Below are 21,989 nucleotides of genomic sequence, written 5' to 3' on the forward strand. Positions count from 1 at the left end.
AGATCAATCTACCGCAGTCATCGCACGCGGGGGAAAATCAGTGGCTATGATCGTCACTTTATGGTCTCGACACCATATGAGATCTTCCACCTCATTGACCGTGAAGACATAGCTGGGCGGAACAATATAATCGGGTCGCAATTTAGCCCCGAGGATCGAAAGCCCCAAACCTTTAGGTTGAGACAATCCGAGTCTCGAGCTATCAAACCAACGTTCCCATTCGTGGCGTAAATAATAAGTGTCAAGATCAGGCACCCGAGCCCGTATACGGCGCAGAGCGGCGTGCGAAAAAGAAATGATATGGATACGATCGCACTGATCAAGGCCACGCTGCTGAAGGAGATCAACGAGATAGATATCGACTTTACGACGCGCGCATAACGGCTGTTTCGTCTCGATAAACAAGTGCTTATCAGTAGCGAGAACCAGATCGATGAGCTCCTCAAGCAGCATAATGCGCTGCGGCGGATATGGCGCGGTTGAGATATTGAGCTTGCTTAGCTCCTGGTAGGTCGAGCTTTCCACACGCAGCGGGCTGCCCGCCGTTCTGAGCATCGTAGGATCGTGGGTTAATACCAGACGGTTATCGAGAGTGAGCCGGACATCGCATTCCACACCAAAAAGACCAGGAAGCTCGAGTGCCTTTTGAAAAGCCAGGCGCGACATCTCCGGATACTGGCCGCTAAAACCGCGGTGGGCGACAATTTTTGGCGTGATATGTGCGCTCATTATTCCTAGCCTACAACGGAGAAAGCCCCACCCCAAGATAAGGGGCGGGGCTTTTTTAGCAGCATTAGTCTTGGAAGAACTTCTCCTGGATAGCGCGCAGCGTATCAGCAGAATGCTTGAAACGCTCGGCTTCATGGTCGTTCAGCTCCAGCTCAACAACGCGGCGAATACCCTTGCGATGGATGATCGCTGGGGTGCCGATATAGATATTTTCTTCGCCATACTCACCGTTGAGTAGCGCCGAAACAGGCAAGGCCACATCTTGGTTACGCAAAACAGCCTTTGCTATGCGGGCAAGACCCATGCCGATACCATAGGAGGTGGATCCCTTAGCATCAATAATCGTATAAGCGGCATCGCGGGTTTCTTCGAAGATCTTCTCTAGCTCCTCCTCCAGCCCCGGAGTCTTCTCCAGCTGCTTACGCATAGAGACACCTGCAACGGTAGCGGAGGAAAGAACAGGCAGCTCAGTGTCACCGTGCTCACCAATAATATAGGAGTGAATAGAGGTCGGAGCCACTTCATAGCGCTCACCGAGCATATAGCGGAAGCGAGCGGAGTCTAGCACAGTGCCGGAACCGATAACGCGGTGCCAGTCAAGACCGGAGTAGCGCCATGCAGCATAGGTGAGAATATCCACTGGGTTGGAGGCGATCAAGAATATGCCATCGAAGCCTGCACCCATCACGGAATCGACGATGGACTTCATGATCTTCATATTTTTATCCACAAGCTGCAGTCGAGTCTCGCCTGGCTTCTGGGGTGCGCCTGCGCAGATGACAACCATGGCTGCATCTTCGCAGTCAGCGTAGGTACCACGGGTGACCTTGGTGCGTGAAGGAGCCCACACCACGCCGTGGTTGAGGTCCATGACGTTGCCCTCAAGCTTCTTCTCATCAATATCAATGATGGCGAGGTGATCACAGGTACCCTGGTTGACGAGGGCATATGCAAAGGCGACTCCGACGTCGCCGGCACCAATGAGAACTACTTTATTTCCAACCGTTTGCTTCATAACGCAATGCGCCTTTCCCTTGAACCTTGAACTCTGGATAGAGTATGAGAAAATATTCGCGGTGCACCTCGTCTAAGCAGGCACTTTAGGCGCGGCGCCCCAGTATGTTGAATATGCTTTTAATTATGCCCGATAAGTTCCGATTTAGCCCGTTTTGCGGGAAATTTGTGGGGAATATCGCACCACGTTTCTCCTGTCCGATATCTAACGAGACATCTGTGACGGGTACATATTATAGGTTGCCCATCTGTGCTTGAGTGCTCGGCTGCAGAATACCTATTTCTGCCTGAGGTGGTCTCATTGGTATATGGGTGCGAACGCCAGCCCCCACCCATATATCGGACTACTTCTTCTTTGCACGTCCTGCTTTAACGACTCGTTTTGTCGTTTTCGCAGGCTTCTTCGTGGTCTTTTTAGTCCCAGAGCGCTTCTTTGGCTGAGCACCGCCATCAGCTAAGTCTTTGGCGCGGCGTTCGGAGATTAACTCATTCGCTCGCGCATCGGTCAGCGCTTGCGGATCGTCGCCGCGTCTTAAGGATGCATTCGTTTCCCCGTCGGTAACATACGGGCCAAAGCGGCCATCTCGGACAGTCATCGGCTTCTCTGAGACGTCGTTATTGCCCAGTTCCTTAATGATCGACTGCGAGGCAGCTCGACCGCGGCGCTTCGGCTCCGCATAAATCTTCACCGCTTGATCGAGCGTGATACTAAAGATTTGATCCTCACTTGAGAGCGAACGGGAATCCGTCCCCTTCTTCAGGTACGGGCCGTAGCGTCCATTTTGAGCAGTAATCACCTGATTATCTTCGGGATCGATACCCACTTCGCGCGGCAGAGAGATAAGTTTAAGAGCCTCTTCCAGGCCCACCGTGCTGGCCTCCATCGAAGAAAACAGCGAGGCGGTTTTAGGTTTGAGGGTCTCTTCAATAATCTGATTAATACGCTTCTCTTTAGCCGCCAAAGCAGTCTTGGTTTCCCAATTCTTCTGCCGCTTACCTTCGGCGGCGCGCTGCGCATCTTCGGCGGCGCGCTCCTCGGCGACGATTTCTTCTGCCTTGGCGGCTGCTTTCTCCTTCTCATCCTCACCCATGATCTCGGTGACATAGGGACCAAAACGTCCTTCCTTCACCACGATCGTGCGACCGTTATCGGGATTGCTACCCAATTCTCGTCCCGACTGAGGGGTAGCAAATAATTTCTCTGCAAATTCCAGCGTCAATTCATCTGGGGTGGTGCTATCCGAGAGATTGGCGCGCTGGTATTCCGGCTCACCGTCTTTTATCCCCACCTGTCGTTCGAGGTAGGGGCCGTACCTGCCCACGCGCACATATACTGGACGCCCTTCGGCATCATCGAAAAGCGGCAGAGAATTAACGGAGCGAGCATCGATTTGTTCTAAGTTATCTCCTACCAATGCTTTGAGCCCACCTTGGCGCGCAATGGAATCTGCCATCGCATCCGAAGCCTCGGCGTCGCCAAAATAAAAACCGCTCAGCCACTCACTGCCAATCTGGGTGCCAGTTGCGATATCGTCAAGCTCATCCTCCATCGAGGATGTGAAATCATAATCCACCAATGCCCCGAAGGATTGCTCCAAGAGCCCAACCACGGCGAAGGCAACCCACGAAGGCACCAGCGCATTGCCGCGGGAATACACATAGCCACGATCCTGAATGGTCTTGATAATGCTGGCGTAGGTAGACGGGCGACCGATACCGAGCTCTTCCATCTTCTTAACAAGGGATGCTTCCGTATAGCGCGCCGGCGGGTTTGTTGTGTGACCATCAGCAGCCAGTTGATCCGCCTGCACGGGGTCACCCTCGCTCAAACGTGGCAAATATTTCTCAGCATTATCTGCAAGATCGCGACCATCTGACAGTTTGGTGGACTCGACATAGGCGCGGAGGAAACCTTGGAAAGTAATCGTGCGCCCGGTAGCGGAGAATTCAACGGCTGTGCCATCATGGGCGTTACCGCCAAGGGTGACCTTCATCGAGGTGCCTTTGGCATCTGCCATTTGGGACGCGACGGTACGCTGCCAAATCAGCTCGTATAGGCGAAATTCTTCGGCATCCAGGCTTGACGCCAATTGACCTGGAGTAGCAAAACTCTCACCGGCGGGGCGGATGGCCTCGTGCGCCTCCTGAGAATTTTTCACCTTACGGTCATAGGTGCGCGGGCTGGGAGAAACATAATTCTCACCATAGAGCGCCAGAGCCTGCTCGCGAGCTGCCTGTAAGCCTTGCGCAGACAGTGCGGTGCTATCAGTACGCATATAGGTAATATGGCCGTTTTCATAGAGCCGCTGTGCGATACGCATGGTGCGCTCAGAAGTATAATGTAATTTTCGTCCAGCCTCTTGCTGCAAAGTGGAGGTCATAAACGGAGCATAGGGCTTACGTGTATAGGGTTTTTCCTCAACTCGAACAACAGCCATCTCAGTGCCCGTGAGGTCCTCGACGAGCTGTTCCGCACGTACCTGGTCGATCACATGTGCCTGCGATGTCAACTGTCCGCGGTCATTAAAATCGCGACCGGTTGCCACGCGCTGTCCGTCGACACTGGTGAGGCGGGCTTCAAAAGCACTCGGATTACCGTCGTTGAGGTTTTTGCCTGAATCAAATTCCCCTTTGATATCCCAGTAATCAGCGGAGATGAAGGCCATGCGCTCACGCTCACGCTCGACAATGACGCGCGTAGCCACTGACTGCACCCGCCCAGCCGAAAGCCTGGGCATGACTTTTTTCCACAGCACAGGAGATACCTCGTAGCCGTAGAGACGGTCGAGGATACGTCGGGTTTCTTGGGCATCGACCAGATTATTATCTAAATCGCGGGTATTTTCAGCGGCCTGCAGAATCGCTGGTTTTGTGATCTCGTTAAAAACCATGCGGCGCACGGGCACGGTAGGTTTGAGAGTTTCCAATAGGTGCCAAGCAATGGCTTCACCCTCGCGGTCGGGGTCGGTCGCAAGGAGAAGTTCGTCGACTTCCTTGAGTTTCTTTCTTAAGTCTGCGACCTTCTTTTTCTTATCGGCGCTGACCACATACAGCGGCTTGAAACCAGCATCAACATTAACACCAAGCCGTGCCCATGATTCTTTTTTATATTTGGCAGGAATATCAGCAGCACCCCGTGGTAAATCACGGATATGACCGACTGAGGCCTCCACAATATAATCATCACCAAGATATGGCGCGATCTTTTTCGCTTTCGTCTGGGACTCGACGATCACAAGTCGCTTTATTCCGCTGCTCTTGGCCATAAGACGAAGAAACCTCAATTTCTAATCAAACAAGTTTAACTGCTTACCCTATCAAGCATGTGCGCACTAAGGGTATATCACACGAAGGGAGAACGTTAAGCACACGGGTATTCATGCGAAAAAGCCGCCGATCCCTTTTCCTTAGCATTCATTCCACCATAGTGATGAGGAGAAAGCGGGAGACAAGGTTCCAGCGGCTTGAAGCTAGCTACCTAGTGGTAGCTATGAAGTTAGATCGCGCGAACGGAAAGAGCCTGTGGGCCCTTGGCGCCGTCGCCGATTTCAAACTCGACTTGTTGGTTTTCTTCGAGGGAACGGAAACCGTTTCCTTCAATTTCAGAGTAGTGAACGAAGACATCAGCAGAACCATCTTCTTGAGAGATGAAGCCGAAGCCCTTCTCAGCGTTGAACCACTTTACAGTGCCCTTAGCCATGTGTATATCCTTATTTCTTTAAAACTATATTGAACACCGCATCCCTCAGATACATGTGAGACGCAAGCATTTAGCAAGCGATCACCCGTAAGAGAACTAACAGACCCTGGTGTAAAAGAGCCCCGCGGTTGCCCCAGAATGAGGAAACCGTGTGAAACTAGCAAGCTAGAATCAGATACGTATGCTTGAACGAGAGTAGGTCAAGGAAACTCTTCATAGAAGAATCTCCAGTTTTTATGCCCAATGGCTCTAAGAAACAACATCCGCCCCGTAAGGACGTGAGGAAGGTTCACTACCGTTTTGCAAAAAATCATTAAAAACTTTAACGAAGACCTATCCCTAGTGTGTCACAGATCTAAGCCCATGCCAAGAGCTACCCCCAGGAGCGCTCATGAATCAGCCCGCCGGCTCCCCTAATGATCACCCTCGTGTCGGCGCCGAACTAGCTGCCATTCTTGCCGACGTACTGGAAGCGCCGAGTGCTTGCCACACCGAATATATACCCCCCCAGACTGCCCGCTACGGCTCGTGGCCCGACTGGGCTTACCCACCCCTTGTGGAGTATTTCTCCGAGCTTGGCATCACTCGCCCTTATGAGCATCAAATACTTGCGGCCGAGAGTATTTACCACGGTAAACACACCGTGATTGCGACGTCGACTAGCTCTGGAAAATCTCTCGGATATCTACTGCCATCTCTCAGCGTTTTGGCAGATGATAAAACGGCAACAGCCCTTTATCTCACACCCACAAAAGCCTTAGGCTCCGACCAATTACGCTCTCTTATGAAGCTTACGAGTAGCACTCCAGGCTTCGAATCGATCATTCCCGCGCCCTATGACGGTGACACTCCCATTGACGCTCGCGCGGATATTCGGGCTCGATCTCGCTTCATTTTTTCTACCCCCGATATGCTCCATAGTGGCATTCTGAGCAACCACCATAAGTGGCGTCATTTTTTGAGCAACCTTCGCTTTCTCATCATCGATGAAAGTCACGTGTATCGCGGGATCTTTGGAGCCCATATCGCCCTAACCTTACGGCGTCTGCTGCGCATAGCGCACCACTATCAAGCGCTCCCCACCGTGGTCCTTGCTTCCGCTACCCAAGCACAACCCGAACTCAGCGCAGCGGCACTGATCGGAGCCCCCGTACAGGCGATCAGCTCCGATACCGCACCTCATGGCGCACGCACCATACTATTATGGGAGCCAGGGATCAGCGACGAGGCAGGGAAAAATAAACGCCCTGCGCTGGGCGATTCTGCCTTGATGATGGCCACGCTTATCAAAGAGGGAGCCAGAACCTTAGGCTTCGTCCGTTCACGCGGCCAAGCTGAACGCTTAGCACTGCGAGGAAAAGAATTGCTTGCCAGCTGGGGTCGCTTTGATTTAACCGAGCGACTAAGTTCTTACCGCGCTGGCTACCTAGCTGAGGATCGTCGCGCATTAGAAGCCGCCCTCAGTAGTGGGGATCTTTTAGGTGTTGCCAGCACGAATGCCTTGGAATTAGGTATCGATATTGGCGGGATTGATGCGGTTATTACTACTGGGTTTCCCCGAACTATCTCAAGCTTCTGGCAACAAGCTGGACGCGCAGGGCGTCGCGGGCAATCGAGCTTAGTGATCTTTGTTGCCTACGATGACCCACTCGATACCTATCTGGTTAGGCACCCCGACAAGCTCCTATCCGCCCCCGTGGAACGCACCGTTTTTGATCCCTCCAATCCCTATATCCTCAGTGATCATCTACTCTGTGCCGCTAGCGAAAAACCCCTTGATGAACACGATATTGATTATTTCCAGGCGGGTGCAATCCTGCCGGCTCTAATCCACAAGGGTCTCTTACGCACACGCCCCTCCGGCTATTTTTTGGCTGCACAACCAGGGTCAGAAAGCCCCCATCAGAGGGTTTCCCTGCGCTCGACTGGCAGTCAGATCATGATCGTTGCAGATTCTCAGCTCTTGGGTACCGTGGGCTCAGCCCAGGCACCACGACAACTGCACCCAGGTGCCGTTTATGTTCACCAGGGCGAATACTACGTGGTGGATTCGCTTGATCTCGAGCGTCGGCTTGCTATCGTGCACCCGGAGAATCCGGATTACTATACGGTGGCCCGCAACCACACCGATATTATGATCACCGCTGAACCCCAGCAGCTCCAGCAGTTACACCCTGGGGTTTGGTTAAGCAGTGTGGAGGTCGAGGTAGTCAATCAAGTCACGGGCTATTCCACCTATAGTTTCGATAGGCAATTGATTAGTTCCCAGTCCCTTGATCTACCCTGCCAGCGTTTAATGACTAAAGCCTGTGCCTATACGGTAGATCCACTCGTGCTACGCGACCTGGGTATCAACAATATTCCTGGTACTCTTCACGCTGCCGAGCATGCTGCAATCGGGATGCTCCCGCTTATTGCCACCTGCGATCGCTCTGATATTGGTGGTGTGTCTATAGCACTGCACCCAGATACCGAGTTGCCCACGGTCTTCGTCTATGATGGAGCTCCCGGCGGGGCCGGTTTTGCCGACCAAGGCTATGAGCACTTCGCCCAGTGGATTCACGCCACCTACGAGACTGTGCGAGACTGCGCCTGTGATCAGGGCTGTCCGTCCTGTGTCCAGTCGCCCAAGTGTGGCAATGGTAATGACCCTCTCGATAAGGAGGGGGCCATGATCCTTTTGGAATTTTTAAGCCAAGTGGCTCATTCACACCCGCCCGGCGCGAGCGCGGGCTAACTGAGTACCCATTCGGACTTGAATATAAATATCACCATCGATCTCCCGACATCCACGTGGCTCGGCCTCGTGAAGCTGGACGATCTCCACCGCGCGGGGGCACCCAGGGTGCCCGGTGGCAAGCTCATAGGCCCCTGCGACCGCCGCGAGGTCGGCAGCATTGCGTGCCTGATGAGCCTCAACCATGATGGTGAATACGTGGGCTAAGATCCCCACGATGACAACGATCATTACGATCATTCCGGCACTCACGATGGTGGTGGAGCCTTCTTCATCATTCATAGCTACTTCCTTCAAGGGCGAAAATAGCCTGAGCCCGCATCGTACCGAAGAGACTAGGCACTTCAGCGGTGGCCGTAGCCAGTGTGCCGGAGGTAGTGATATGCACGTGCCCTCGAGCTGGTTGATAGTCCACCCCGATCACATAGCTACGAGCGGCAGCGCCAGCGATATCAATAGCGCTGAGATAGCTAGCTGCCGATAGGATTGCCCCCACTGCCACACCCAGTACCGTCATGAGGCTAGCTATCCCTATCGCCGTTTCAATCGTGGTGGATCCGTCTTCGGCGCCGAGGACGCGTCTAAGCGGGGACTTGATTGAGCGCATTGCCGATAATGGACTCGATACCCTCAGCAACGGCGCCAGAACTCGCCACCATATAGAGAGCGCCAGCTAAGGCAGCCGCGGCGAGAGCGCCCATGGCATATTCGATCGTAGTCATACCTTCGTCATCGGATAGCTGGAGAAAGAAGTTGGAAGACATAAGGATTGGTCCTTTTCTTGTGTTTAGAAGGGGAGGATGGTTTGTCCCAGACTCAGTACTAGGGGCACGAGGCCTAGCAGTATAAAGGCTGGGAGGAAACATAGGGACAAGGGCACGGCAATGGCCACTCCAGCTCGCTGAGCCCGCGCCTCTGCGCGATTGTCTATCTCGGCTGTGAGTCTGGCGCTGAGGCACTCTAGCTCAGGAGCTAGGCTGGCACCCGAATGCGCTGAATTTTTCAATGCGGAACCGATGTCGTCGAGTTCAGCCCACGCCCGCTCGGGGGCGACACCCAGATCGAGAAGATCTGCCGCACGCAGCCATTGCAAAGATCCACCGCTAGCACCTAAGGCCCTGGCAGCGGAACTGTGACTCAAGCCGGTACGAATTAGTGCTGCAAATAATTCCACATCTTGAGCCTGTGCACGCGCGTGCATATGCGTGCGACGATTTCCACGGCGGAAATATTTAGGCCCATCTCTAGGGTTGACGCCACTCATACCATTACTACCAAGGCGCGTTATGGACACAGGGTAGGGGTGGATGGCAAGTCCAATAAGTGCCAGGACTAATGCCAAAAGGATCCAACTCATTCTGCACCTCCTGTCATAATGCGATGAGTGAAGAAAATTCCCAGAGCTTGTGCAGTAATGCCAAGGAAAAAGACGAGCTGTCCTAAGCTATTGCTCACGTAAAAGGCGAGAGTATTAATGCCCATGGCACCACCCATGGCCACTCCAATGACGGGCAGGAAAGCGAGCATCCACCCAGAAAGTACGGGTCCTTGCATTGCGGCGTGGGCTCGCTCTGCGGATTGGTGCCTATCCTCGAGCATCTTTCGGATACGCGCGGTTATCTCGGTCAGTGCGATACCGTGGTGCAGCGATAAGGTCCACGCGGTGGCGAGAGTGATCAGAGCTGGATTCTGCGAGTCGGCTAACTCTTTGATCCCCTGATTAATATCCATGGCAGCTCTGGATGCTGCTAGTTCCAAGGTCATACGGAGCTGCTCGTCGCTAGGCTCCGCGGCACCCGCTGCCAGTGCTGCCGCTGGAGTAGCGCCTGCGGATAATTCCGCGGCGATAGTGCCCAGGACGTGGATAGTGGATTGTTCTGTCTGTTTGCGCAGAAATCTTAGGCGATAATCGTGGATTACCCATCCGAGGCTGAGGCTTATGATGACTAGAGCCGCCATGACTAGAAAATATCCTCGCGCGATGCTCATAGCCGCGCCCACTCCCCCGACAACAGCGAAGCATTTTGGGTGTATCAAAAAAGAAGTGTAGGAGCCCTGAGACGAGGCGATGCGCTCGATAGGTCGCATGAGGGGAAGAGAAAAGGCAATGAGTATTAGCCCTAGAGAGCTCACAGTGGTAGTCATCGCGGTTGCCACCCCGCTACACTCATAAGCTCTTCGGGAATCATGGCTCTCCTGTGGTCCCATAAAATATCTACCTGCGGCGGATGGGAATGAATCTGAGCAATCTGCGAGAGGATACGAAGACGGCCTTGGCGCGCAGTACACAAGATAACTGGTTGGGCGGCGGCGAGCTGGGAGTGCAATGCGCTGGTGTCAAGGCCACCCATTGCAGCTAACGCCTCCAGGCGAGCCGGCACTTCCTGGCTGGTATTGGCATGTAGGGTGCCGGCTGATCCCTCGTGCCCGGTATTTAGAGCGCTGAGCAAGTCGATTACTTCCTTGCCCCTAATTTCCCCGATCACTATACGATCGGGGCGCATTCTTAGAGCTTGTTGCAAGAGAGTGCACATACCAATTTCACCCCTGCCCTCGGTATTCTTCGCACGGGTGATGAGATGAACGGTATGAGGGTGGCGGGGTTTTAGCTCTGCAGTATCCTCGATGCAGATGATGCGTTCAGCCTGAGGAACCTGCTCTAAAAGGGCACCCAGGAGAGTAGTTTTGCCACTGCCCGTGCCACCAACGACAAGGAAGGACCGTCGGGCCACGATTAGGGCGTCGAAGACGCGGCGCATTTGAGGTGGGAAACTGCCGCTTTCTTCTAGGTGTCTGAGATTTGCGGTGGCACTGTTTAAAACCCGGATGGAGATGAGTGGACTTGTTTCCGCGGGTGGGGACAAAATGGCGTGGATACGCACATGAGTTCCATCCTCTCGGGCGATTTTTCCGTCCCCATAACTTTGGGCTCCGTCAAGGCGGCGACCGGCGACATGGAGAAGGCGGGTGGCAAGCCGACGTATATCGTCGTGGGTTGAAAAACTCACCGTGGCTTTTTCAAATCCAGCCCCGCGATCGAACCACACCTGATCGAGATCATTAACCACGATATCGGTGATCCCCCTCAGTGCGAGGAGAGGTTCGAGCACCCCCAGTCCCACGGTATCGTAACGCAGTTGGCGCATAATGGTGAGAACATCCACATCACTCACAACCCCCGAGGACTCTGCTCGGATGAGAGTAGCGATCTCCTGGGGAGTCAATCCTTGAGGGTGCTGGGCTATCTGGCGTTGGATAGTGGGGATGAGATCAGCGGCGACGTTGGAATTCATAGGTCGTCCCCCTGGGCTATCCGCATGGCTGCACGTCGGATCCCCCGCGGCAATTTCTGAAATGTTCCAGCGAAACCGGAGGTTTCCTGGCGTTTATTCATGCCAGGGTCCATGGGTACCTCTGCACTAAATGCCGGTTGAATCAGACGCTCCATTTCTTTTCGCGTCAGAGCTGACCACCCGCGGTGATTGATCACAGGGTGCGCCCGCACCGGAAAATTTCTTAACTCTTTGAGCAATTCACAGGCAGCAGCGAGCACGCGTACCTGTGGAGTCATGACTACAACGCAGTGGTCACTGCGCTCAAGTACTGCGTCAAAATAGGGGGCAGACCATGGGGTATCTATGACAATGGAATAATTGCTACGGACAATGTCAAGGACATTATTAAGCTGATTTTCTTTCTGTTGTGACCGCCCGACTCCACGTTGAGTGCTGATCACTCCCAGGCCTGATTCTGTATGAGGTAATGCTTGGTAGAGAGTAGGAGCTGGAGTGCTGCCATCGTCGAGGTTGATATCGGGCCATCGAATCCCGGCAGTATCTTCGAGCCCTAGAACGAGATCGAGTCCAGCCGAGAAGGGGTCGGCGTCGACAAGTAGCGCAGGATCATGATCGTGGAGGGCAAGCGCGAGAGCTGCAGCCACACTACTGGTGCCCACACCCCCAGCGGCCCCCGTAACGGCCCAGATGGGGTGAAATTTGGAGCGTGATTCTGCACTGCGAATATGCCCGAGATAGGTGAGAAGTTCTTGGGCTTGCGCTGGCAAAACATAGGCATCACGGATGGGGGTGCGGGCGACGAACTTCCAGTCTATATGCGCAATATCGGCACAGACTAGGTAAATCGGAACGGTGGGAGCTACCTGAATCACGTGCGCGGCGATGGTGGGATCGACAAGGATGCAGTGCGCCTTTTTAGCCCAGCGTATAATCGAACGCGGGTCGGTGGTATCGATAGTTTTTAATCCGGTTGCAGCTGCGACGGCGATAGCTTCAGGATGCACGACGGGATCCGCGACGGCTACGAGGATGGACGTGGAGTTCATATCCTCAGTGTGGGCGTGTTATGCAGCGGGCTCAACGGGTACGACGTCAGGCGAAGTAAATCTGTGGATAACGGATAATCAGCTGTCCGTAGAGTATAAAGCGGCAGCTCGCGCAAGGGGGGTAATGAGCGCGAGCTGCCTACCCGGCCATTAAAGGGGGGTTCGCTGGCCGGGGTGTGCCGGCCGCACTGTATATCGGGGCCTGGCTATTGCTATTATGACATATAATCCCAGTCCTGCCAATACTTAAGTGCCCAGCTTATTGCGCCCTTTGGCAGGTAGAATTGAGGGGTGAGATTGGCGTCCAAGCTACAGTTAAGAAATCATGAGAGTTCCCGATTCGTCCCCCAGTGCGGCAATCCCCAATGCCTTGGAGCAGGATGCGATGCACACCACCATAGGGGCTTTCTTCGATCTCGATAAAACCATCATCGCCACCTCTTCGGCCCACGCTTATGGTAAGGAATTTCTCTCCTCAGGTTTAATTTCGGTGCCGAAGGCGGCGCGCCTTTCTCTCCAAAAAGTACTTTATTTATGGGATGGTCTCTCCCGCGACCAACTACACCGCACTCGCAACCAGCTAGCCTCCATGATTAGCGGCTGGGAGGTGGGCGAGGTCGAGCGCATTGTTGAGGAGTCTTTTCATACGGTCTTGTGCCCCACGATCTATGCCGAGGCACGGGAGCTCATTCGATGGCACCGCAATCAGGGTCACCGTGTTGTCATCATTTCGGCAAGTGCGGATATCCTGGTGCGACCAATTGCCCACGAACTGGGAATCGACGATATTATTGCCACTCAATTAGCTCAAGAGAACGGGTGTTTTACCGGTGAGATTCTCTTTTTCTGTCAAGGCGAAGCCAAAGCCGACGCTCTTCACAGATGTGCTGAGCAATTCAGGCTGGATCTTTCTCAGTCCTTCGCATATTCAGATTCCTCCACCGATGTACCCATGTTGGAAAAAGTGGCTCATCCTGTAGCTGTCAACCCTGATAGGGCTTTACTAGCCACGGCACGTGATCGAGGGTGGACAATCCAGTATTTCTATCACCCCATCCCTTTAATCCCTCGCCCTTCCTTTAAGGAGCTTACGGTAGGGACCGGAGTGATTGCCGGGCTTGCGGCGGCTACTATAGGCGTGCGCTGGTGGTTAGGCAGACACAATTAGCCCTCGGCTACCATCCGAGCGATACCTTCTGCCTCAGCGGCCCCGGCCAGGCACGCCTGAAAATAAAATTCTGGCCACTGTGAACTATGCGCTGATATCAGATCGTGATACTCCCGCTTATGCCGGGAAAAATACACCTCAGGTACCCCTAGTCCAATGGGATCGAAGCCAGTCACCATGGCCGCGAGACGCGCGGCGATCGCCGCTATGAGATCGCTGCGTGCTCCGAAAAGCTGCGGGGCTGCGATCGCAAGAAAAGTGTGAGCCGGTACCAGTCCCATATGTGCGTGAGGATCGCGCAGCGCGCGCAGATGGGAAAGGGCTGGACCTGGCGCTCCGACGGGGCGACCACTGCCGCCCACAAGCGTATCAAGCCGCGCGAGAACCTGAGCCGGAGCCCTCTTGAAGAGGGCTGCCGTTTGTTCGCGTTGCTTTGGCCCCAGCATGCTAAAAGCACTCAATGCTTCCTCTATAGTGCACGCGTCGGAGCGAAGCTGATACATGAGCTTAGCGCCTCGAACTGCGGATTCGCTGGTGGTGACATTATTTTGGCGAAGATTAACCGGCCTGCGGTACACCCGCCGTAGTGCTTCTAGGGCTTGAGTGTAGGTGGGAAAATCTGCGACGGCGTCCATGAGGGTTATCAGTGTAGTCGGGGGTTGACCGAGCTTGAAAAAAATCTGACTCTACTCAGAAAAGTCCCGCTTATTCGGGGGGTTTCTTTCACACAGGTAGTCAAACTGTTAGGATTATGGGAAAGGTCAGCGTATTGCTTCATCCCAGTTTGGTCTGCACCGGAATGCCTGTCATTCCAGCGCTGTCTTAAATAAATGTGAAAGAGAAGAAAGAGGATAGGCACACGTGAAGAAAGAAAACGGGCTATTTACTGAAGGCCCTGAAACCTTCGAGCCACAGGTAAGCTCCATTCCCCTGGCGGCAGCTGATAGCGATATCGAAGGATCCTTCGGCAACTTGGTCAGTAATGCCACCGAACAAGTTTCGTCATTAGTGCGCTCCGAGATTGAGCTAGCCAAGACGGAGATTACTCACGAGGCCAAAAAAATTGCCTTCGGAGGTGGCCTTTTCGGCGTGGCCGGAGTTATCGCTCTGTATAGCTCCTTCTTCTTTTTCTTCTTCCTCGCGGAGCTGCTAAATATCTGGCTCGACCGCTGGGCATCTTTCCTCATTGTCTTCCTCGGCATGATTATCGTGGCCGCTATCTTGGCCCTTATCGGTTGGAAGAAGGTCAAGAGTCTCAAAAAGCCCAAGAAAACTATCGAGAGCGTGGGCGAGCTCAAGAATATAGTTCCGAAGAAGCAGTCACCGGCCGTTGAGCGTCGGCATTCCGGACTTTATAGTTAGCCCTTCGCACGGATCTTTTCAGCCCTCCTAATAGAGTTAGGAGGGCTGATAAATTTTTTACTCATAGAAAGACTTTCTTCAAGGATGCGCGCAGCAAGTCCCAGCACGGTGGCTCTTCACGGCCCGTTTACCCATCACGATCTTTATACGCGTGGGACGCGGCTCCATGCGGCCTGCGCTGGAGAGGCTAGCTCACCTCTAATTATCTTGATCCATGATTCTTTTAGCTGCTGGATCGACTTCGCTGAGGTGATACCCCTCCTTCATGAAGCGGGATTTCATGTTGCCGCTCTCGACCTGCGCGGCTACGGAATGTCAGATAAGCCGCCTCACGGCCATGACCTGAGAACCCTGTGCGGGGATCTTAATGGTGCCATCCAAACCTTAGGCCATAACTCCGCCCATCTGGTGGGAGTGGGTATCGGCGCCACCCTAGCTTGGGCACTTGCCACCTATGAGCCCAAAAGGGTCGAATCGATTAGCAGCTGCGGTTTTATCCATCCCACCGATATGCGGCGCTCCGTTATCCGCTACCCCTGGCTTTTTTTAAACCTCATCGCCTTTAAAGTCTTTCTCGCCCTTCCCTCAGGAGTGCTTAAGAGATTGTCTTTCTTGCTGCCTCGAATCACAGCCCATGATCTGAAGCGCACAACCGTGAAGGAATTTCACTCTTCTCCTGGTTTTATGCGCAATCTGACGCGCCGCTCGACCGCGCTCGCCATCAGTAATACCTTGCCGGCCGTGGTGAGGTCGTCACGTTTATCAGTAGTATCTACTCCGCTCGCGTGGGCGGACCGCACTATTACATGCCCTGTTCTCTTCCTGCCGGGGGAAAAACCCTCACGCCAGCAGCGGGTACTAGAAAGAGCGGCCCGAGAGCGCACCCTCGGTGCTATCCGCACGGTTCGGATCCCCCACACCAAGTACCGCCCACATATAGAAAACCCTGATGATTTTGTAAATACCGTAGTGAGATTTATTCGCGGACTGAGCTAACGTAAAACGCATTCTCCTGTACCTACTGGGGTACTAAGTACGCTGAGATCGCCAACAGCCTCGCGCACTTCCCGAGCACTGAGAACGTAGCCAATATCGGATTCGTCTGAGCTAGCGCCAAAGATCACCCCGATAACCTCGCCGCGCGTATTAATCATCGGCCCTCCGGAATAACCTTGGCGAATGGATCCTCGCACCGTATAGGCTTCGCGTTCCACGCGCTGGTCAGCATAGATATCGAATCCCGTTATAGTTAAGCGATTATTTACGCGCGCAGGCGCTGCCTCGAAGGGGCCGGACTCAGGAAAGCCCATGGAGATGGCATCGTCGCCACTTAAAGCGCTCTCTTCAGCCCATTTCAACGGCTCAATATTCATATCTGGGGATTCTAGAACCGCGATATCGAGTTGGGGGTTATAGTAGACCACCGTGGCTGGGTACGTACCCACAAGCGTATCGAGATTGACGCTATTAGCACCTGCAACAACATGGGCATTCGTGATCACGTGATTACTATCGACTACGAAACCCGAGCCCATGAGCCGTCGAGCGCAGGAATCGGCGGTGGAAGAAAGATGGACCACGCTGGGGCGCAGGGCCTCCACAAGAGCAGTATCTTCCACCAGAAGAGCTGGGGCCTCCACCGTGACGTTATCGGGATTGAGAAAGGGCGATACTAAAGGTGGCAGGCCCGATTCCGAGAGCATGGCGGACACTTTAGAAGGCAGCATGGCCAATTGCTGCGGGGCCCGGTGGTCCACCGCGCTCAAAATCTTGGAGTTACGTACCTGGTGGGCTATATTGCCGGGCAATGCCGTCACCAGAGGAATGGCGACCAACCAGGTAACGATTAAGACAGTGAAGGCTTGAAAGATGGCGCCAATCCCTGAATCAAGCCTTAAAGAGCTGCGCCAACGCATATGGGATCGCAATCGTGTTCCCAGTACCCCACCGGTGAGATTACCAATACCTACCAGCATGGCCATTGTTGCTAGGGCGAGGAGAAAGCGCAAAGCCACATGGTCGGTTAATTGCATGGCAAAGGGGGCCAGTGCTACTCCGCAGATGAGGCCAGCGACAACCCCGACGGTCGAGAGGATGGAGGCGAATGCTCCTTGACGCCAGCCAGTGTAGAGAGCAATGATGAGCACCACTACGATCGTGGCGTCGGCATAGAAACCCGGTGCGGGGTCAGCTAAGTAGTTCATGCTTCCTTATACTGCTGAGATATTTCGCTGTTTCTTGAGGCCCGCAGGGCGGCCTTGAGATCCAAGGTATGGGAGTGATCCCACGGCCGCTCCCACCCTGCACGATGGATAACGAGGTGCAGGATCTGGGCTGTGAACCCCCATATTATATAGTCACGAATGCGAAATGCCGGCCCTCGCCACTTTTCACCGGCTAAGTGGAGGCGGTTGCAGGGATCAATCAGTTCCTTGAAGGGCACCATAAAAACCTCATCGACTTCGACGGGGCTTGCCACTGTGACGTCTGGAGGCGTGGGGGCGTAGGCAAGAATAGTATGAACGGGGGCACCCGTTGCCCCAATAAAGGTGCGGCCGATATCAGCCAAGGGTGTGACCGCTGCAGCGTCAAGCCCCACCTCCTCACGAGCCTCTCTTAATGCAGCGGCCAGAGCATGGGAATCCTCCGGATCGATGCGTCCACCCGGAAATGCGATCTGCCCCGAGTGCTGGCGCATGGTGGGGGAACGATGAGTTAATAAAACTGCCGCGTCATCAGGGAGCCGGGAGCCAGTCTCTGCTCCTGTCACCAGCATGAGCACGGAGGCGGCCTTGCTATCGTCTATCGGGGCACGTTGGGCCACATCTTCGTGAAACTGTTGGCGCAGCTGCCCGCTGCGGGCAGCTGTAGTCACCGGTGCCAACCATCTAGGGCCAGGCCAAGATTCGAATTTGGGCGCCTGATATTCGTCCACCATTCCCCTATTCATACGATTATTCATACGATGTTAAGCAACTTTTTCTCTCTCAACCTCTTTGACGACGGCAGAGATAGCCGAGTCAAGATCTTGCTGAGAATCAAAGACCTGCGGAAATATCGCTATGCGCTGAGTCCCTGAAAATACCAGCGTAATCGGAACTACCTTGGGAAGGCCTAATTCAGCGGCAAATACGCCCTGGGTATCGCTGAGCGTGGGAAGCTCTAGACCCAATTCGTCGATAAATTTCGCTCCCGCTGCTGAGTTGGGATCTGCGTGGACACTCATCACACGCCACTGCGGGTGTTGGTGAGCGAGAGTGTCGAAATAAGGTAATTCCTTGCGGCATGGGGCACACCAGAAGGCCCAGATATTGACCACGGTAATCTGGTCGGAGTTTTCCTGGCCCACCTGTCCATGAAGGCAGGGGAGTTCAATGCCACCTACCTGTGCTGGCGGGCACATGGGTTTACTGGACTGCGGCCTATGAGCTGGGGTATCAGGGGGTGCACTAGTCAGCTGCCAGCCAAGGAAGCCCAAGGCCACAGTAAAGATGAGGGCCGAAAACGCCAGAGCACTACGCACCTTTACGCCTCCATTTCTGCGCGTAGGGCTAGAAGATGCTCTTTTTCACTGGGGATGGCTTTAACCAAGTCTTCGGCTACAGCGGGGTTCATCTCCCCCTCACCAGAGCTGGGACAAAGTTTTATAAGATAACAGGCGCCACATGCTGGCCTACGGCTATGGCAGATTCTGCGACCGTGGAAGATGATGCGGTGGCTAAAAAGCGTCCATTCCGGCTCCGGTATATAGCCGGCTATTTCTGCCTCGACTTTCTCGGGGCGGGTCTCGGCCGTGAGCTTAAACCGGCGCACTAGACGTCCGAAGTGGGTGTCTACGGTTAAGCCAGGGAGACCGAAAGCATTGCCACGTACGACATGGGCTGTCTTACGCCCTACGCCGGGAAGCGTCACTAGATCGGCTAAATCCCGGGGTACTTCGCCCTCAAACTCAGAGACGAGCACCTGGCCTATTTCTTTAAGATGGCGCGCTTTGACCGTGTAAAAACCAGTGGGTCTAATGATCTCTTGGAGTTCCACCTCGGCCGCTTGAGCATAATCGATAGCATGAGGGTAGCGCCGAAAGAGTGCAGGGGTTACTGCGTTAACCCGTTTATCCGTGCACTGAGCGGACAAGACAGTAGCTATGAGTAATTCGAGCGGGGTGTCGAAATCTAATTCGCAGTAAGCATCGGGGTAGCCGCGCGCGAGTTCCCTATGAAGCGCTCGAGCGCGCCGTTTTTTCGCCAGCGGGGTAGTTTTCATATGCTCTAGCCTAATTGAGAGCGTTCCCTATAAAGTCGAGGACCACCACCCAAACCTATTTTAAGGCTTTCTTATCTTCTATTCAGGAGTCATCGGGGGCACCCAAGAGCGATTGGCGCGCAGCTCCTTGTGGAACTTCGTGAGTTCCAGGCCGCGAGTATTTTCTATGGACTACTAGAAAATGTGCTTTTAGCTCGCAAAAGGGAAAACGATATAAGAAATGACCGCTGCCCCCCGCTAACTACCCCCACAACACAGGGCGAGTTAAGTTTCCCGTTTCCGAGGTGTGATAGTGACGTATTCCATAGTAGGATAACTAATGATACCCATAGAATTCAACGATTAGGCCAGCTTCATTTGTCAGCAATCTCCCTGCGGAGTTTCCTAGCAACGCACCTAAGGTTGTCCAGACTCACACGAACTAAAGAGGAGTACGTTTCAGGTGGAAGGCGTTCAAGACATCCTGTCCCGAGCCGGAATTTTCCAAGGAGTAGACCCAGTGGCGGTGGCCAACTTGATTGGGGACCTTGAATCCGTCCGGTTCCCCCGCGGTACTACCATCTTTGAGGAAGGCGAGCCTGGAGACCGGCTCTATATCATCACTGCCGGCAAGGTGAAGCTAGCTCGGCACGCCCCAGATGGTCGCGAGAATCTTCTTACGATTATGGGACCATCCGATATGTTCGGAGAGCTTTCTATCTTCGATCCCGGCCCTCGTACCTCCTCAGCAGTATGCGTGACCGAGGTCCACGCGGCAACGATGAATTCCGAGGTACTTCGCCAGTGGATCGCAGACCACCCCGAAATCTCGGAGCAGCTCCTGCGCGTTCTTGCCCGCCGCTTGCGTCGCACCAACTCGGCCCTTGCGGATCTCATCTTCACTGACGTACCGGGGCGTGTGGCCAAGACTTTATTGCAGTTGGCTAATCGCTTTGGCACCCAAGAAGGTGGCGCACTGCGCGTTAACCATGATCTCACCCAAGAAGAGATTGCCCAGCTTGTGGGAGCCTCCCGCGAAACAGTCAATAAGGCGCTCGCCACCTTCGCCCACCGCGGGTGGATTCGTCTCGAGGGCAAGTCGGTGCTGATTGTCGATACTGAGCATTTAGCTAAACGTTCTCGGTAGAAAAATCCCAACCTCTTGTGAGGTTGGGATTTTTCTAGATATTCGGATGATACTCCCCGGTGCGCTCAAGATATCGCAGTGCTACCCGCGTCGTTTGCTCTGCCGCCCCACGTAAAACAGGATCGACTTTGTCATAGATTTCATCGACGAGCTGTTTTAGGCCGATATCGTGACCGTTTTTATCTAAAGCTTCGCGGATCTGATCAAGTCGCTGTTCCCGGCGGCTAAGATACCAAGCGGCATATTTGGAAAGATCCTCTCCATCAGGCCCATGACCGGGGAGGAGATGGACACCCTTCCCACGATCTTCTAATAAGTGTAGGGTCTTAAAATAATCACCGAGATCTCCGTCAGTTTCAGAGATCATCGTGGTGTGGCGGCCCGCGATAGTGTCGCCGGTAATGACACCTTCTAAGGTGGACTCATGCGGGGTACCTGACCAAATAAAGAAGCTCACGGAATCACCGGTATGACCTGGGGTATGCACCACTTCAATATGTGGGCTCAATCCATCTAAAGTGATGATCTCACCATCTACAAGCGCCTCGCCGTGATGACAATAAGCCTTTTCAAAGGCTCTTACCGGAGCACCAGTGAGCTGCCGAAAACGATGCGCCCCATCGGCGTGATCGTGGTGACGGTGCGTAAGTAAAATGAGACCCACTTTATGCGCCTTGGTATTAAGAACATTAAGGTGACCCTCATCCTCAGGGCCAGGATCGATCACAATACTTACCGGATCATCTTCAGCGCGGATAACCCACGAATTGGTTCCCTCTAAAGAGGCATAACCGGGATTCATACACAGCACGACGGCTGCAGACGGGGTAACGGGCCGCAATTGGCTATAAGCAGGATGCTTCATGGTTTCTTAGCTTAGCCGATCGCTGGGGATGGTAAGGAGAAATATAGCCAATTTGTCTGCTAGTCGAGCTCGAGATAGAGCTCTACTTCCACTGGCGAATTAAGTGGTAGGTCTGATACCCCGACGGCGGAGCGTGCGTGGATACCTTGATCACCAAAAATATCGCCGATCATATGCGAGGCACCGTTAATGACCAACGCCTGATCGGCAAATCCCGGCGCGGAGGAAACAAATCCCACCACTTTAAAGACACGGCGAATACGGTCGATTCCAACTAGAGCGTCGGCGGCTGAGAGAGCATTTAAAGCACTAGTCCGCGCCAATTCATAGGCTTCGTCAACGCTAAGGTCAGCTCCGACCTTTCCAGTTCTTGGTAAGACCCCATCGACCATTGGAAGTTGTCCGGCGGTCCACACCTGATTACCTACCTGAACCGCCGGCACATAGGAGGCTAGCGGGGGAACTACCGCTGGTAGGATTAATCCGAGCTCCGCGAGTTTTTCGCTGACCCGCATCGGCTAAACGACCTCGCGCTTCAGATAGGCGACTACATTTTCTGGATTCATCCCTGGCACGACGGTGACCAGCTCCCAGCCGTCTTCACCCCAGCTGTCGAGGATTTGCTTGGTGGCGTGTACTAATAGCGGTACGGTTGCGTATTCCCATTTCTTCATAACTTCCAC

General features: G+C 53.9%; 24 protein-coding genes. 5 read left to right on the top strand and 19 right to left on the bottom strand.

Going from position 1 to position 21,989, the window contains the following annotated elements:
* Nucleotides 1–3 precede the first annotated feature (3 nt).
* From N7326_RS06805 to N7326_RS06820, 4 genes are all read right to left on the bottom strand, one after another.
* Nucleotides 4–729 carry a glycerophosphodiester phosphodiesterase family protein gene (locus N7326_RS06805; RefSeq protein WP_259078541.1) on the bottom strand — a complete coding sequence of 242 codons (726 nt, stop codon included), beginning with the start codon at nt 727–729 and terminating at the stop codon, nt 4–6.
* Between the two features lie 64 nt (nt 730–793).
* Nucleotides 794–1,744, bottom strand: coding sequence for an L-lactate dehydrogenase (locus tag N7326_RS06810; protein ID WP_259078539.1), 951 nt, complete (start codon nt 1,742–1,744; stop codon nt 794–796).
* A 343-nt stretch (nt 1,745–2,087) separates the two neighbouring features.
* Nucleotides 2,088–5,009: a type I DNA topoisomerase gene (topA, locus tag N7326_RS06815; protein WP_259158491.1), complete on the bottom strand. Its 2,922-nt coding sequence runs from the start codon at nt 5,007–5,009 to the stop codon at nt 2,088–2,090.
* Between the two features lie 230 nt (nt 5,010–5,239).
* Nucleotides 5,240–5,443: a cold-shock protein gene (locus N7326_RS06820; RefSeq protein ID WP_259078531.1), complete on the bottom strand. Its 204-nt coding sequence runs from the start codon at nt 5,441–5,443 to the stop codon at nt 5,240–5,242.
* 391 nt (nt 5,444–5,834) lie between these two features.
* On the opposite strand from N7326_RS06820, the gene N7326_RS06825 reads away from it, so the two are divergent.
* The gene (locus N7326_RS06825; protein WP_263088339.1) at nt 5,835–8,180 is read left to right on the top strand and encodes a DEAD/DEAH box helicase; all 2,346 of its coding nucleotides are present in this window, start codon (nt 5,835–5,837) and stop codon (nt 8,178–8,180) included.
* On the opposite strand, the gene N7326_RS06830 is transcribed toward N7326_RS06825, so the two are convergent.
* From N7326_RS06830 to ssd, 7 genes are all read right to left on the bottom strand, one after another.
* Entirely contained in the window at nt 8,151–8,462 is a 312-nt protein-coding gene (locus tag N7326_RS06830) for an Rv3654c family TadE-like protein (RefSeq protein ID WP_259078528.1), read from the bottom strand. The genes N7326_RS06825 and N7326_RS06830 overlap by 30 nt on opposite strands.
* Complete coding sequence (locus N7326_RS06835; RefSeq protein ID WP_259078526.1) at nt 8,455–8,787, bottom strand: hypothetical protein; 333 nt, start codon at nt 8,785–8,787, stop codon at nt 8,455–8,457. The genes N7326_RS06830 and N7326_RS06835 overlap by 8 nt, the downstream gene beginning before the upstream one ends.
* The gene (locus tag N7326_RS06840; RefSeq protein WP_259078524.1) at nt 8,762–8,944 is read right to left on the bottom strand and encodes a DUF4244 domain-containing protein; all 183 of its coding nucleotides are present in this window, start codon (nt 8,942–8,944) and stop codon (nt 8,762–8,764) included. Before N7326_RS06840 ends, N7326_RS06835 begins: the two co-directional genes overlap by 26 nt.
* Nucleotides 8,945–8,967: 23 nt before the next feature.
* Entirely contained in the window at nt 8,968–9,537 is a 570-nt protein-coding gene (locus tag N7326_RS06845; RefSeq protein WP_259078522.1) for a type II secretion system F family protein, read from the bottom strand.
* Nucleotides 9,534–10,169 carry a type II secretion system F family protein gene (locus N7326_RS06850; protein WP_259158492.1) on the bottom strand — a complete coding sequence of 212 codons (636 nt, stop codon included), beginning with the start codon at nt 10,167–10,169 and terminating at the stop codon, nt 9,534–9,536. The genes N7326_RS06845 and N7326_RS06850 overlap by 4 nt, the downstream gene beginning before the upstream one ends.
* Before the next feature lie 152 nt (nt 10,170–10,321).
* Complete coding sequence (locus N7326_RS06855) at nt 10,322–11,473, bottom strand: TadA family conjugal transfer-associated ATPase (protein ID WP_259078519.1); 1,152 nt, start codon at nt 11,471–11,473, stop codon at nt 10,322–10,324.
* Nucleotides 11,470–12,522, bottom strand: a complete 1,053-nt coding sequence (ssd, locus tag N7326_RS06860) for a septum site-determining protein Ssd (RefSeq protein WP_259158494.1) — start codon at nt 12,520–12,522, stop codon at nt 11,470–11,472. Before ssd ends, N7326_RS06855 begins: the two co-directional genes overlap by 4 nt.
* A gap of 325 nt (nt 12,523–12,847) precedes the next feature.
* Between ssd and N7326_RS06865 the strand changes: the two genes are divergently transcribed.
* Nucleotides 12,848–13,690 carry an HAD family hydrolase gene (locus tag N7326_RS06865; protein WP_263088340.1) on the top strand — a complete coding sequence of 281 codons (843 nt, stop codon included), beginning with the start codon at nt 12,848–12,850 and terminating at the stop codon, nt 13,688–13,690.
* Here the strand turns inward: N7326_RS06865 and N7326_RS06870 are convergent.
* The gene (locus N7326_RS06870; RefSeq protein WP_259078514.1) at nt 13,687–14,325 is read right to left on the bottom strand and encodes a hypothetical protein; all 639 of its coding nucleotides are present in this window, start codon (nt 14,323–14,325) and stop codon (nt 13,687–13,689) included. The two genes, N7326_RS06865 and N7326_RS06870, sit on opposite strands and share 4 nt — an antisense overlap.
* Nucleotides 14,326–14,551: 226 nt before the next feature.
* Here N7326_RS06870 and N7326_RS06875 point away from each other — a divergent pair, with 226 nt between their 5' ends.
* Together N7326_RS06875 and N7326_RS06880 are read left to right on the top strand one after the other, a co-directional pair.
* Nucleotides 14,552–15,052 (top strand): phage holin family protein, encoded by a 501-nt coding sequence (locus N7326_RS06875; RefSeq protein ID WP_259158496.1) that lies wholly within the window; start codon nt 14,552–14,554, stop codon nt 15,050–15,052.
* An 84-nt stretch (nt 15,053–15,136) separates the two neighbouring features.
* Nucleotides 15,137–16,048: an alpha/beta fold hydrolase gene (locus tag N7326_RS06880; protein ID WP_259078511.1), complete on the top strand. Its 912-nt coding sequence runs from the start codon at nt 15,137–15,139 to the stop codon at nt 16,046–16,048.
* On the opposite strand, the gene N7326_RS06885 is transcribed toward N7326_RS06880, so the two are convergent.
* The 4 genes from N7326_RS06885 to nth are packed head-to-tail and all read right to left on the bottom strand — an operon-like array spanning nt 16,045 to nt 19,315.
* Nucleotides 16,045–17,256, bottom strand: coding sequence for a MarP family serine protease (locus N7326_RS06885; protein ID WP_259078509.1), 1,212 nt, complete (start codon nt 17,254–17,256; stop codon nt 16,045–16,047). The two genes, N7326_RS06880 and N7326_RS06885, sit on opposite strands and share 4 nt — an antisense overlap.
* The gene (locus N7326_RS06890; RefSeq protein ID WP_259158499.1) at nt 17,253–18,014 is read right to left on the bottom strand and encodes an NUDIX hydrolase; all 762 of its coding nucleotides are present in this window, start codon (nt 18,012–18,014) and stop codon (nt 17,253–17,255) included. The genes N7326_RS06885 and N7326_RS06890 overlap by 4 nt, the downstream gene beginning before the upstream one ends.
* Before the next feature lie 6 nt (nt 18,015–18,020).
* Nucleotides 18,021–18,575, bottom strand: a complete 555-nt coding sequence (locus N7326_RS06895) for a TlpA family protein disulfide reductase (protein WP_259078506.1) — start codon at nt 18,573–18,575, stop codon at nt 18,021–18,023.
* Between the two features lie 2 nt (nt 18,576–18,577).
* Nucleotides 18,578–19,315 carry an endonuclease III gene (gene nth / locus N7326_RS06900; protein WP_259158500.1) on the bottom strand — a complete coding sequence of 246 codons (738 nt, stop codon included), beginning with the start codon at nt 19,313–19,315 and terminating at the stop codon, nt 18,578–18,580.
* A 442-nt stretch (nt 19,316–19,757) separates the two neighbouring features.
* On the opposite strand from nth, the gene glxR reads away from it, so the two are divergent.
* Nucleotides 19,758–20,441, top strand: a complete 684-nt coding sequence (glxR, locus tag N7326_RS06905; protein ID WP_259078503.1) for a CRP-like cAMP-activated global transcriptional regulator GlxR — start codon at nt 19,758–19,760, stop codon at nt 20,439–20,441.
* Between the two features lie 34 nt (nt 20,442–20,475).
* Here the strand turns inward: glxR and N7326_RS06910 are convergent, their stop codons facing one another.
* Genes N7326_RS06910 through N7326_RS06920 form a run of 3 tightly spaced genes read right to left on the bottom strand, consistent with a single transcriptional unit; the run spans nt 20,476 to nt 21,980 of the window.
* Entirely contained in the window at nt 20,476–21,306 is an 831-nt protein-coding gene (locus tag N7326_RS06910; protein ID WP_259078502.1) for an MBL fold metallo-hydrolase, read from the bottom strand.
* 59 nt (nt 21,307–21,365) lie between these two features.
* Nucleotides 21,366–21,821, bottom strand: a complete 456-nt coding sequence (locus N7326_RS06915; protein ID WP_263088341.1) for a RidA family protein — start codon at nt 21,819–21,821, stop codon at nt 21,366–21,368.
* A 3-nt stretch (nt 21,822–21,824) separates the two neighbouring features.
* Entirely contained in the window at nt 21,825–21,980 is a 156-nt protein-coding gene (locus N7326_RS06920; protein ID WP_259078499.1) for a DUF4177 domain-containing protein, read from the bottom strand.
* Nucleotides 21,981–21,989 lie beyond the last annotated feature (9 nt).

Origin of the sequence: Corynebacterium sp. ES2794-CONJ1 (assembly GCF_025660615.1) — a bacterium.
Lineage (GTDB): Bacteria > Actinomycetota > Actinomycetes > Mycobacteriales > Mycobacteriaceae > Corynebacterium.